An 11012-nucleotide genomic window follows, 5' to 3' on the forward strand; every position below is an offset into this window, starting at 1 on the left:
GGCCCTGGTTGCAGCCCTGCACCAGGGCCGGCTCTTTTGCCCTTTAACCCGAGGGCCTGCCGCCAGTTCCGTTCAGCCCTGACACTGCCCGCCAGATACAAGAGAGGACATGGCGGAACCGCCAACGGATCAGGCAGCCTGAACCTCACAGGCCACGGCCTTCCCCGCACCCAAGGTAATCCACCATGCCTTCCCGCCGCTGTGCCGACATCCAGCCTTTTCATGTCATGGAGCTGCTGCGGCGCGCCCGGGAACTGGAGGCCGCCGGGCGCGACATCATCCATATGGAAGTTGGCGAGCCCGACTTCCCGACCCCGCCTCCGGTGGTGGAAGCCGCTACCCGCTTCCTCGCCACCGGGGAGGTGCATTACACCCCCGCGCTTGGCCTGCCGCGTCTGCGCGAGGCCATCGCCCGCTTCTACCGGGATCGCTTCGGCGCCGAGGTGCCGCCCGAGCGCATCATCATCACCAGCGGCGCGTCCGGCGCGCTGATGCTCGCGCTGGCAGCCACGACCGATCCCGGCGACGAATGGCTGCTGCCGGATCCCGGCTATCCGTCGAACCGGCACCTGGTCCGCAGCTTCGAAGGCCGGCCAGTCGCGCTGGCGGTCAATGCCGACACCAGCTACCAGCCGACAAGCAGCCAGGTCGCGGCCAACTGGACGCCGCAGGCCCGCGGCCTCATGGTCGCCAGCCCGGCCAATCCGACCGGCACCCTGCTCACGGCCGAAGCCCTGGCACAGCTGCACGACTGCGTCAGCGAACGCCGCGGCTTGCTCCTGGTGGACGAGATCTACCAGGGGCTCACCTATGGCGTGCCCGCCTCCACCGTGCTGTCCAATCCCGCCCTTGCTGCATCCGACACGCTCTTCGTCGTCAACAGCTTCTCCAAGTACTTCGGCATGACCGGCTGGCGCCTGGGCTGGCTGGTGGCCCCGCAAAGCCATGTGCGGGAGATCGAGAAACTCACCCAGCACTTCTTCATCTCCCCTTCCACCCCCGCCCAGCACGCCGCCCTGGCCGCCTTTGCCCCTGGCACCCTGGATCTGCTGGAGGAACGTCGCCAGGCCTTTGCCGAGCGGCGCGACATCCTGCTCCCCGCCCTGCGCCAGATCGGCTTCGACATCGGCACCGAGCCCCAGGGCGCCTTCTACATCTACGCCAATGCCTCCGCGCTGGCGCCCGATAGCGAAAGCCTCGCGCGCCGCCTGATCGAAGAGGCCGGCGTCGCGCTGACGCCAGGGCTGGATTTCGGCGAACACCGCGCCCGGGAACACCTGCGCATCGCCTACACCACCAATGGCGCCCGCCTGCGCGAAGCCGTCGACCGGATCGCCCGCTGCCTGGGCTGAAGTGGGGCGCGAAACGAAAAATGGCGTCCGCTCCACCCGCCCAGAACAGGCAGGCCGGAACGGACGCCATCCGCAGGGTGAGCAGCCAGCCTCAGCCGCCGCGCACGCTCAACTCAAGCGCCAGCGGCAGCCGGCCGGCGCCCCGCCGCGGTCACAAGGCGCTGCTTGATCGCCATCACCTTGCGCGCGTACGCCGCCTCCGGGTCGCTCAAGGCACCGCCGTAGTACTGCAGCGCGGCCTGCATGCTGCCGTAGCGGCGCAAGCCTTCATACAGCACCTGCGTGCCCACCCGCACATTCACTTCCGGGTCGAACAAGGCCTCGCCGCCTTCATCGGCAGCCAGTTTGTCCATATGGAAACGCGGGATGACCTGCATCAGGCCCTGAGCCCCCATCTGGCTCTCGGCAAAGGGATTGAAGCGGGACTCCACCGCCATCACCGCCACGATCAGCAGCGGATCTATCCCCACGCCCCTGCCGGCGGTCTCGGCCGCGGCCAGCACCGGCTCCAGAGCCACCGTGGAAACGTTGTAGCGGCGCGCAATCCAGTCGCGCACCCGCAGCATCTCCTTGGAAAGCGAGGGCTCATCCACCACCGCAACCGGGGCCGGCGCAGCAGGAGCCTGCGCCAGAGGCGCGGCATGGGCGGAACCCAGCGCTGCATCCTCGAAGCCCACGGGAGCCGTTTCAAAACGCCCCGCGGCAAAGATCAATACACCGACAATGCCCGCGGCCAACAACCCGCCGTGGGCAAGATGAAGCACGCAAGCGCCAGCCCTGCGGGCCCAGCCTGCGATTTGAGTTGCGTGAACCATGGTGTCCTCCGTGCTGTGGCCGGAGTGCCCGAATGCAAGCGCCTGGGTAAGGCGCAAACGAATCCCCTGCGGTAACAAGGGAGGGAGGACCGCGAGATGGCCGGTAAGCCTTCTCAAGCGGATCGAGGCGCTCGGTCGCCAGTAGGTCTCAAGCCCATCGCCGCAACCAGACGACGGACTCCGTGGTGCGAACGTCCATGAAGTTGTGCCCTCACGGGATGTGAGGCGGCACCGCACCGTAAAAAACCTGACTACGAATCTATTTCAAACCAATGCTGCAACGCAGCGGACGCGGATTCTATTGATTTTCCTGGGCTTTGTCAAAATCGCCCGGCAGGCGTCCTGCCTCCACCTCCAACAAGCCGGCCAATCTATCCCATTCGAAATACGGCCCCGGATCGGTTTTCCGCCCCGGCGCGATGTCCGAATGCCCCACCACCGCCTCGATCGGGTAGCGCTCCCGCAAGACCTGGATCAACGCCGCCAGGCGCGCGTACTGCCCGGCTTCGAAGGGCTGCGTGTCACACCCCTCCAGCTCGATCCCGATCGAAAAATCGTTGCACCGCTCCCGCCCCTTCCAGGACGACACCCCCGCATGCCAGGCCCGCATCTCGGTCGACACGAACTGCAGCAGGGCTCCATCCCGCCGGATGAAGAAGTGCGCCGAGACGCGCAAGTGGTGGATCGAAGCGAAGTAAGGATGCCCGAGCGGGTCCAGGGTGTTGGTAAATAATTGTTCGACGTGGGGCCCACCGAACTGGTCGGGGGGGAGGCTGATGGCGTGAACCACCAGCAGTGTAGGAGGCTGACCAGCCGGACGAACATCGAAGTTAGGCGAAGTAGCTCTTTCGCGGAAAGGAAACCACCACCCCATCTCATCTAGCGTTGGCGAGCCTTGCACTGAATCCTCTCCAAATCAGAATTCCTCGTGGGGCACCATCCGCCCCTCCTCGTCGAGCATGCCTCTAAGCAAATGTCCACATTTGACGTCGTAGTCATGGATCGCTGTCATCAAGTGACAAACGTCACCTGCAAACGGCAAGAGGGCGCCCTTTTTTGCCCCTTCAGAGGCTTGGCATGCAATCTGCTCTATTTCGACTGAAGGCCGCTTTACTCTCGTTCTCTCATTGTCAGCACTTCCAGTAAAAGGAGAATCAAATGAAAACGATTCAAAAAGGCTTCACCCTGATCGAACTCATGATTGTGGTGGCAATTATCGGCATCCTCGCCGCAGTCGCGCTGCCTGCCTACCAAGACTACACGGCGCGCGCTCAAGCATCGGAAGCCATGACCCTTCTTGGCGGACTCAAGATTCCCACGGTGGAGGCCATCACGAATAACCCCTTGGCCGCCGCATGCAGCACAACTGCCAGCACCCCTGCTGTAACCGATGCAGACGGAAACATAACTACGGCGGCGGTAGCGGCAGGTGCGTTGGCAGCGGAAAACAACCTTGTCCTCAGCGGAAATTACGTCGCAAGCATTACCGCGGCTCCCGTCGGAACCAACTGCGCTCTGACTGCCACCTTCCGTACTACTGGTGTTGGCGACAAAATTGCAGGTAAGACAGTCATCTTCACTCACAATCCGGATAACGGTAACTGGATCTGCACTTCTAACCTGGATGCCTCTGTTCGCCCGAAGACCTGCGGTTCCACGACTTAACTAATAGCGTAGCCCTGCATAACGCCCGCACCAGCGGGCGTTATGCATTTAGCCTTCCTACTCCATCCCCCACTTCTGCAACCGATACCGTAACTGTCTGAGCGTCATTCCCAGCTTTCTTGCCGCCGCTGAGCGATTCCAGCGGGTTTCATCCAAGGCCCGCAACACCCGGATGCGTTCATCATCGCTGTCGGCGTCGGCATCTTCCTCCGCACCGAATGGCTCGAAGGCGCCGATTGAGTGCATCAAGCCTTCCGTGGGATGGAGCTCGATATCGCCAATGTCGATGCATTCCCCCTCACACAGCGCGCAGGCGCGCTCCAGCAGGTTCTCCAGCTCGCGGACGTTGCCCGGAAAGGGATGGGACGTCAGGGCGTCCAGCGCAGCGGGCGTGAGCGAGCGGACCGGGCTGCCGTCCCGCGCCGCCAGGCGCGCCAGCAGATGGGCGGCGAGTTCCGGAATGTCCTCGCGCCGCTCCCTCAGCGGCGGCACCCTTAGGGTGATGACGTTGATGCGGAAATAGAGATCCTGCCGGAAGAGGTTTTCGCTGACCAGTTGGGCGAGGTCGCGGTGGGAGGCGGAGAGGATGCGGACGTCCACCGCCTCCTCTCCGTGGGCGCCCACCGGGCGGACGGCGCGCTCCTGGATGGCGCGCAGCAGTTTGACCTGCATGGCCAGCGGCAGCTCACCCACCTCGTCCAGGAACAGGGTGCCGCCGTTGGCGGCCTGGAACAGGCCTTCCTTGTCGGCCGTGGCGCCGGTGAAGCTGCCGCGGCGGTGGCCGAAGAATTCGCTCTCCATCAGTTCCGGTGAAATTGCACCGCAGTTGACCGGCACGAAGGGCCCTTTCGCGCGTGCGCCCAGGCTGTGGATCAGGCGGGCGATGACTTCCTTGCCAGTGCCGGACTCGCCGTGGATGAAGACTGGCGCCTGATTGCGTGCCAGCTTTTCGATCTGCCCGCGTAGCTGCTCCACGGCGGGCGAGCTGCCGATGAAACTGCGCCCGCCTGCCGCCACAACGCCCGCCTCGCCGCCCAGTTTCAGCGCGTGGCCGACCAGTTCCTTCAGCGCCTTCAGTTCGACCGGCTTGGTGACGAAGTCGAAGGCGCCCAGCTTGAGCGCCCGGATCGCGGTTTCCATGCTGCCGAAGGCGGTGATCACCGCGACCGGCAGGCCGGGCAGGTTGCCCTGGATGTGCTTCACCACGTCCAGCCCATCGCCATCGGGCAGGCGCATGTCGGTCAGGCACAAGCGGTAGCGGCGAGCCCCCAGCAGCGCCCTGGCCTCGGCCACCGAACCCGCCGTGTCGCAGCCCAGCCCCATGCGCAGCAGCGACAGCTCCAGCAGTTCGCGGATGTCTTCTTCATCATCCACCACCAGCACTTCCGGGCCGGCGGGGCGGTTGCGTCGCTCTTGAGTCGTCATGGTATGGATGGTGGTGGCTGGCCCCGGGGAAGCCTCCGGGGCCTGGAGTCAGGAGGGCTTATGCCAGTTCGGAGATCGAGGGGCTCCTCCGAAGCGGACTGAAAAAAGGATAGCCAGCCGGCCTTGGCCGCAGCAAGCCGGAGCCGCCCGTGGGTAGCACCGTCTCATGGTCGGGCCCGGCCGATGAGCAGGAAATGCGCGCCGCCCTCGCCGCCCACCAGCTCCAGCGTCGCGTCGTTGGCTTCGGCGAGCTCCCGGGCGATGTAGAGCCCGAGGCCGGTGCCCTTGGGATGGGTGGTGAAGAAGGGTTCAAAGAGATGGACAAGCACCTCGTCCGGCACGCCGGCGCCGTCGTCCCGCACATGCAGCCCGACCCGCCCGTCCGGAAAGGGTTCGGCGTACAAACGCACCGCCCCTTCGGCGCCGGAGCAGTAGCGGCGGGCATTGGCGACCAGGTTGTCGAGGATCTGGTGCAGGTGGGCGCGGTCCAGCGCCAGGGTGACTTCCGGCGCCACTTGGATGCGATACACCGCCCGCTCCGCCTCGCCGGCGAGGCTGTGGGCCGCGATGAGCTCCTCGATGAAGGCCGCCAGCGGCACCGCCTCCGGCTCGGCCTGCTCCCGCCGCCCCAGCGCCAGCACATCGCGGATCATGCGTTCGATGCGGCGGGCGTTGTCGTTGACGATGCGGGTCAGCCGCGCCTGCATCTCGGTGCGCTTTTCATCCTCCAGCAGTTCCGCGGCCTGGGTGATCGCGGACAGCGGGTTGCGGATTTCGTGCGCCATGCTGGCGGTGAGACGGCCGAGGGCGGCGAGCTTGAGCTGCTGCAGCTTGCGCTGGATCTCCTCGAAGTCGGTGAGGTAGATCAGCGTGTCGCCCTCGGCCGGGGTGCCCAGCTCGCCGCAGACCACCCGGCAGCGCAGCAGGCGCGCCGGCAGGCCCAGCCGCATCAGGCGGCCATCATCGCCGCACTCCACTGCGATTCCTGCGAAGGCGGGATCGACATCGGCAAGCAGCAGGCCCTCCAGCGCGGACAAGCCCAGTAGCGCGGCCGCCCGGGGGTTGGCCTGGCGCACGCGGCCATCCGCACCCAGCACGATCACGCCATCCTGCATGTCGCGGATGATGCGTTCGTTCACCGACTGCTGCTTCGCCAGCTCCTCGCCCCGCTCCGCCGCCAGCGAGGCATTGGCCTTGGCCCGCAGCGCCAGCAACCGGGAAACCACCGCGATGCCGAAGAAGCCCATGCAGACGATGCCGAGCTGCAGGAAATCCACCGGCTCGCGTCCGGCCAGCGTGCGCCAGGCGTTGTCGCCGAGCACCGCGACCGTGGTGAGCGCGGCGAAGAACAGCACCATGCGCCCTTCGGCCACCAGGCCGGCGCCCGCCAGCATGATCATCATCAGCACCGGCATGCCGCTGCGGTAACCGCCGCTGGCCCACATGATGAGGCTGAGGGCGACGACGTCGATGAGCAGTTGCAGCCGGATGACGCGCTCTACGCCGAGGCGCTCGAACAGATCGGGAAAGCCGAACGTGAGCACCAGCCCGAGGTAGGCCCAGGCGGTGGCGAGGTAGGCCGTTGGATAATCCGCGCCGAGGTTGAGTTGAGGCCCGGCGACGATGAAGAGCCCGGCGAGCACCAGGCGGAAGATGTTGAAGTAGCGCAGCGAGCGCCAGCGGGGCAGGTCGATGCCGGCGATGCCGGAACCGGTCACGCCTCAGTCCTCCCGCTTGCCCGCGCCCAGGCGCCGGTGCGCCTCGCAGCAGTAGAAGCGGCCCTGCTCCGCCAGCCCTTCGCTCTCCGGCACATGGATGCCGCAGTGGGCGCATTCCAGGATGCGCTCCGGCCCGGCGATGCCGCCGCGCTCGCGGCGGTTCTCCTGCGCGCCGCGCCGCGCCGCCCCGATGGCGGCGAACTTGCGCCGGATCCACCAGACCGCGAAGAGGAGCAGCAGGAAGAGAAGCAGATTGCGCACGGTAGAGGCAGGCCCAGGCGAGCCGGAGGAAGGGTTGCGGGAAGCGGCGGAGTTTAGCATGCAGGCCGTATGCTCATTGCCGCGGCAGGGTATTGCAGCAGCGGCGGCATGAGGCCACGGCGACGCTTGGGGCAGGGGCTTGCGCCCCTCTGCCCCCTCTCTTACTCCGGGGGGAAAGGCGCACCTCCTCGCCCGAAGCCTGGCCCTCGCGCGGGAAGCGAAGGTGAATAGCAGGGCCGCAGGCAAACCACCTGCTCCGCCATGCGTTTGCCGAAAGAAGGGCGCGCCTTCGCGACAACGCCCCTTAGCGCCGGCCCGCCAGGCCTCGACCAGCTGGAGAGGCTTGCAGTGGCCGCCTTCGCCGCGGCGCGAAGGACGAGCGGCTCTCGCGGCCAAGGACAAGGCCACACCGCAGCGCTGCCGCCGCGGTGCCGGCCTGCACGCCCATCGGAAGATCGCCGCGGCGCAGCCTCACACCTTGCACAGCCGCTCGCAGGCCGCCGTCAGCGTGGCCTCGTTCTTGGCGAAGCAGAAGCGGATCACCCCCTCGTCGCGGCCGTCGGCGAAGAAGGCGGATACCGGAATGGCGGCCACGCCGACTTCGCGCGTCAGCCACTGGCAAAAGTCGGCATCTCCCTGGCCGGAAATCCGGCTGTAGCGCACCAGCTGGAAATAGGTGCCGGCGGAAGGCAGCAGCTCGAACCGCGAGCCGGCCAGCGCGTTGCGGAAGAAATCCCGCTTCTCCTGGTAGAAGCCGGCCAGCGCCAGATGTCGGCCGGGGTCGGCCATGTAGTCGGCGAGGGCCAGCTGCACCGGGGTGTTCACCGAGAACACGTTGAACTGGTGCACCTTGCGGAACTCCGCCATCAGCTCGCGCGGCGCCACCACATAGCCCACCTTCCAGCCGGTCACGTGGTAGGTCTTGCCGAAGCTGGAGACGATGATGCTGCGCGCCGCCAGCTCCGGGTGGCGGGCGCAGCTCTGGTGGGCGACGCCGTCGAACACGATGTGCTCGTACACCTCGTCCGACAGCACCACGATGCCGGTGCCGCGGGTCAGCGCCGCCAGCCGCTCCATGTCCTCAGCCGTCCACACGGTGGCGGTGGGGTTGTGCGGCGAGTTGATCATGATCATGCGGGTGCGCGGACCGATGGCCGCCGCCACCGCGCTCCAGTCCGGCCGGTAGTCCGGCGCCGAAAGGCGGATGGGCACGATGGTGCCACCGGCCAGCTCGACTGCCGGACCGTAGGCGTCGTACACCGGCTCGAACACGATCACCTCGTCGCCCGGCCGCACGCAGGCGGTCACCGCGGTGAACAAGGCCTGGGTGGCGCCGGCGGTGACGGTGACCTCGGCATCCGCGTCGTAAGCCGTGCCGTACAGGCTGGCGATCTTGTCCGCGATGGCCTGGCGCAGCGCTGGCACGCCGGCCATCGGCGCGTACTGGTTGTGGCCGGCGCGCATCCAGTGGGCGACCCGCTCGAACAACGCATCCTCGGCGTTGAAGTCAGGAAAACCCTGGGACAGGTTGATCGCCCCGCACTCCTGCGCCAGCTTCGACATCACGGTGAAAATGGTGGTGCCGACGTGCGGCAGGCGGGAATCGATGGGGGCGGGAAAGCTGGGCATGGCGGTACGACGCGGGCGGGAAAAGAGCGCCATTGTCGCAGAGCGGCGACGCAGGGCAAGGCCGCCTCCGTCCTGCCCTCCCCCGCCGCCGGGCAGCGGCAAAACGGCTGCTTCCACCTTGGCCGGATACGCCCAATGGCCACTCCCGCCCCCGGCCGCAAGCAAACGCCCGGCGCTTGCGGTGAGGGCGCAGCGCTGGCACATTCTCGGGCCACGAAAACTATATATCCGGAGACAGGCAGGCATCGTGCGCGAACTCCGCGCCCGCGCCGACCACACAGGCCACCTGGCACCGGAGTCCACACCTCCATGTTCGTTCAGCCCGTACCCACCCTGTGCCGCCATGGCGACGGTGGCCTGATCCTCGACCAGACCGCGCTTCCCTACCGGCAGACCCGGCTGGAACTGCAGGACGTCGCCGGTGCGGCCCACGCCATCCGCAGCATGCAGGTACGCGGCGCACCGCTGATCGGCGCCACCGCCGCCTTCGGTGTCGCCCTCGCGCTGAAGGAGGCGGCCGACGACGACACGCTGGAGGCTGCCCTGCGCCTGCTCGGCGCCACCCGCCCCACCGCGGTGAACCTGCACTGGGCGCTGGCCCGCATGGCGGCCAGGCTGCGGCCGCTGCCACCGGCACAGCGGCGTGAGGCCGCCTGGGCGGAAGCGGAAGCCATCTGCGCCGACGACGCCGCCACCTGCCAGGCCATAGGCGAGCACGGCCTCGCCCTGTTGCGCCAGGCCAGCGGCCGGCCGGGACGGACGCTCACCGTGATGACCCATTGCAACGCGGGCTGGCTCGCCACGCTGGGCGCAGGCACCGCGCTGGCGCCGGTTTACGCCGCCCAGGTCGCCGGCCTGCCGGTGCATGTGCTGGTCAGCGAAACCCGGCCGCGCAACCAGGGCTTGCTCACCGCCTGGGAGCTGCGCCAGGCTGGGGTAGCGCATACGCTGATCGCCGACAACGCCGCCGGCCTGCTGCTCGCCCGGGGCGAGGTCGACCTGGTGATCACCGGCGCCGACCGCATCGCCGCCAACGGCGACACCGCCAACAAGGTCGGCACCTATCTGAAAGCACTCGCCGCTGCCGCCGCCGACGTGCCCTTCTACATCGCCGCGCCGTATTCCACGCTGGATTTCGCCTGCGCCAACGGCGCCGCCATCCCGATCGAGGACCGCGGCGCCGGGGAAGTGGGCAGCCTGCGCGGCCTGGACGAAACCGGCCAGGAGCGCACGCTGCAGCTGGCGCCGGCGGACACCGCGGCGCTCAACCCGGCTTTCGACGTCACGCCGGCCGCGCTCATCACCGCCATCATCACCGAGCGCGGCGTCATCGCCCCGCAGGCGCTGGCCAGCCGCTACGCCGACCGCGCCGCCACGGAGGCCGCATGAACACGGGCCGAGGGCAGTGGGAGGAAGTCGCCTCCGCGTCGAACGCCATGGACCGGTGGAGACCACCCGGCGCCTGTGCAGGCGGCCCGCCTCGCGAAGCGGCCCCCTCCACATCCCTTGAGCGGGGAGCGCCCCGGTGAGCACGCCCCCCGCCCTGCGCGGCCAGTTGCTCGCCACCGCCCGCGCGATGAGCGCGGCCCGGCTCAACGTCGGCACCTCCGGCAACGCCAGCGTGCGCCTGGCCGGCGGCGGCTTCCTGGTCACCCCCAGCGGCATGGCCGCGGAGGCCTGCGGCGAGGACGACCTGGTGGAGATCACCGCCACTGGCGAGGCCCGCGGCACCCGCGCGCCGTCTTCCGAATGGCTGCTCCACCGCGACATCTTCGCCGCCTTTCCCGCCGCCGGCGCGGTGCTGCACGCCCACCCGCCGTTCGCCACCGCACTGGCCTGCCTGCGCCGGGACATCCCGCCCTTCCACTACATGATCGCCCGCTTCGGCGGCAGCACGGTGCGCTGCTCCAGCTACGCCACCTTCGGCACCCAGGCCCTGTCCGACGCCGCCATCGCCGCGCTGCAGGAGCGCTGCGCCTGCCTGCTCGGCAACCACGGCATGGTGGTCTGGGGACGCGATCTGGATCACGCCCTTGGCGTCGGTGGAGATGATGGCGTACTCGGAGCAGTCCAGGATTGCGCTCTGCAGCGCTCCGTTCTTGCGCAGCGCGGCCTCGGAGCGCATGCGCTGGTCCACTTCGGCGCCC

At 67.9% G+C, this 11012-nt stretch carries 10 protein-coding genes; 4 read left to right on the forward strand and 6 right to left on the reverse strand.

From position 1 onward, the window contains the following. Positions 1-185: 185 nt before the first annotated feature. Positions 186-1352: a pyridoxal phosphate-dependent aminotransferase gene (locus tag GRF61_RS13525; RefSeq protein ID WP_169151170.1), complete on the forward strand. Its 1167-nt coding sequence runs from the start codon at positions 186-188 to the stop codon at positions 1350-1352. A 113-nt stretch (positions 1353-1465) separates the two neighbouring features. Here GRF61_RS13525 and GRF61_RS13530 read toward each other — a convergent pair whose 3' ends face one another. Both GRF61_RS13530 and ampD read right to left on the reverse strand, forming a co-directional pair. Then, complete coding sequence (locus tag GRF61_RS13530) at positions 1466-2224, reverse strand: transglycosylase SLT domain-containing protein (protein ID WP_248281235.1); 759 nt, start codon at positions 2222-2224, stop codon at positions 1466-1468. A gap of 241 nt (positions 2225-2465) precedes the next feature. Continuing rightward, the gene (gene ampD / locus GRF61_RS13535; protein ID WP_169151180.1) at positions 2466-3041 is read right to left on the reverse strand and encodes a 1,6-anhydro-N-acetylmuramyl-L-alanine amidase AmpD; all 576 of its coding nucleotides are present in this window, start codon (positions 3039-3041) and stop codon (positions 2466-2468) included. 284 nt (positions 3042-3325) lie between these two features. Here ampD and GRF61_RS13540 point away from each other — a divergent pair, with 284 nt between their 5' ends. Continuing rightward, the gene (locus GRF61_RS13540) at positions 3326-3832 is read left to right on the forward strand and encodes a pilin (RefSeq protein ID WP_169151171.1); all 507 of its coding nucleotides are present in this window, start codon (positions 3326-3328) and stop codon (positions 3830-3832) included. Positions 3833-3889: 57 nt separating this feature from the next. On the opposite strand, the gene GRF61_RS13545 is transcribed toward GRF61_RS13540, so the two are convergent. From GRF61_RS13545 to GRF61_RS13560, 4 genes are all read right to left on the reverse strand, one after another. Then, positions 3890-5257 (reverse strand): sigma-54 dependent transcriptional regulator, encoded by a 1368-nt coding sequence (locus tag GRF61_RS13545; RefSeq protein WP_169151172.1) that lies wholly within the window; start codon positions 5255-5257, stop codon positions 3890-3892. Between the two features lie 164 nt (positions 5258-5421). After that, a complete protein-coding gene (locus tag GRF61_RS13550) occupies positions 5422-6975 on the reverse strand; it encodes a HAMP domain-containing sensor histidine kinase (protein WP_169151173.1) in 1554 nt (517 codons plus the stop codon). Between the two features lie 3 nt (positions 6976-6978). Then, positions 6979-7296, reverse strand: a complete 318-nt coding sequence (locus tag GRF61_RS13555; protein WP_211165949.1) for a PP0621 family protein — start codon at positions 7294-7296, stop codon at positions 6979-6981. Between the two features lie 411 nt (positions 7297-7707). Next, on the reverse strand, positions 7708-8865 hold the full coding sequence (locus GRF61_RS13560; RefSeq protein ID WP_169151174.1) for a pyridoxal phosphate-dependent aminotransferase: 1158 nt from the start codon (positions 8863-8865) through the stop codon (positions 7708-7710). A gap of 309 nt (positions 8866-9174) precedes the next feature. On the opposite strand from GRF61_RS13560, the gene mtnA reads away from it, so the two are divergent. Beyond that, on the forward strand, positions 9175-10254 hold the full coding sequence (gene mtnA, locus GRF61_RS13565) for an S-methyl-5-thioribose-1-phosphate isomerase (protein WP_169151175.1): 1080 nt from the start codon (positions 9175-9177) through the stop codon (positions 10252-10254). A 187-nt stretch (positions 10255-10441) separates the two neighbouring features. Next, positions 10442-11012: class II aldolase/adducin family protein (locus tag GRF61_RS13570; RefSeq protein WP_211165952.1), on the forward strand; the 571-nt coding region annotated here is incomplete at its 3' end.

Source organism: Azoarcus sp. TTM-91 (assembly GCF_012911025.1).
Classification (GTDB): domain Bacteria; phylum Pseudomonadota; class Gammaproteobacteria; order Burkholderiales; family Rhodocyclaceae; genus Azoarcus.